The organism is Rhodococcus sp. CX (assembly GCF_015865005.1).
In the GTDB taxonomy this organism is placed as follows: domain Bacteria; phylum Actinomycetota; class Actinomycetes; order Mycobacteriales; family Mycobacteriaceae; genus Rhodococcus.
In genome coordinates, this window is record NZ_JADZGH010000208.1 from 1,995 (window position 1) to 2,992 (window position 998).

The 998-nt window shown below is 67.4% G+C and carries 1 protein-coding gene; it reads left to right on the forward strand.

What is annotated here, in order from left to right; translation table 11 throughout:
• A partial coding sequence (locus tag I0Q12_RS22740; RefSeq protein WP_231611251.1) for a primosomal protein occupies positions 1–963 on the forward strand: 963 nt, incomplete at its 5' end.
• Positions 964–998: the final 35 nt, after the last annotated feature.

Consider the following 998-nt stretch of genomic DNA (forward strand, 5'->3'; position numbering starts at 1 on the left):
GTGCCCGAACTCGTCGCCGAGGACGTCGACCCGGAGATCGTCGCCCAGCTCCAGGACACCTTCGACGTCGTCCGCAGCCTGGGCGAGGTGTGCGACCTCGAGGCGGTGACGAAGTTCGTCGACCGGCCCGAGATCGCGACACTGCTGCAGCACGGCGCGAGCGCGTTCGAAGGTGCCGACGGCGAGGACCTGTGGAACCAGGTCGGCACCGCGGTCGCCGAGGACTGGGACGACGTCATCGACGCGATCGACGCCGTCGTCACGACCCCCGACGTCGACTCCGCGATCGTCGCGGAGATCGAGTCCGAACTCGTCGCTGCGGAGGAGAACGTCGTCGAGGCCGACGACACCGTCGAGGGCGAAGACGACGAGGAATACGAGTTCGTGGACGAAGACGAGGACGAGGAACTCGTCGACGACTTCTGGGGCGAGGTCGGCATCGACCCGATCAAGATCATCACGAGCGAAGGCACATGGTTCACCCTGCGGTGCTACCTGGACGACGACGCGCTGTTCCTCGGCAAAGACGGCCTGATCTCGGTATTCGGTTCCGAGCGTGCGCTCGCCCGCTACCTGGCCGACCGTCACGACCACGATCTCGCGACAGTGAGCACCTACGACGAGATCCGTCTCGCAGCGACCGACGGTTCGCTCGAGATCGAGGTGAGCGACGACAACGTGTACGTGCTCACCGGCATCGCCGACGACATCGCGGCGGGCGTCGACGCAGTGGACCCGGACCAGCTGGAACTCGCGGTCGAGTTGTTCACCGATGCCGCGAACTACGCCGGCGACGACTCCACCGACGCCGCGCTCGCCGGTTCCACCGAGCTGGGCTGGTTCGTCAACTACGTGCTCGAGCCCGATACGAGCCGCCTGGCCCCGAGCGCGCCGTTCGACGCCGAGGTCGCGGCGTGGCGCGAACTCGAGCGCGAGTTCGAGGCACGACTCCGCAAGCACTAGGCGGCTCCGCCGCCGGTGTGCCTTTGTGGCGGCTC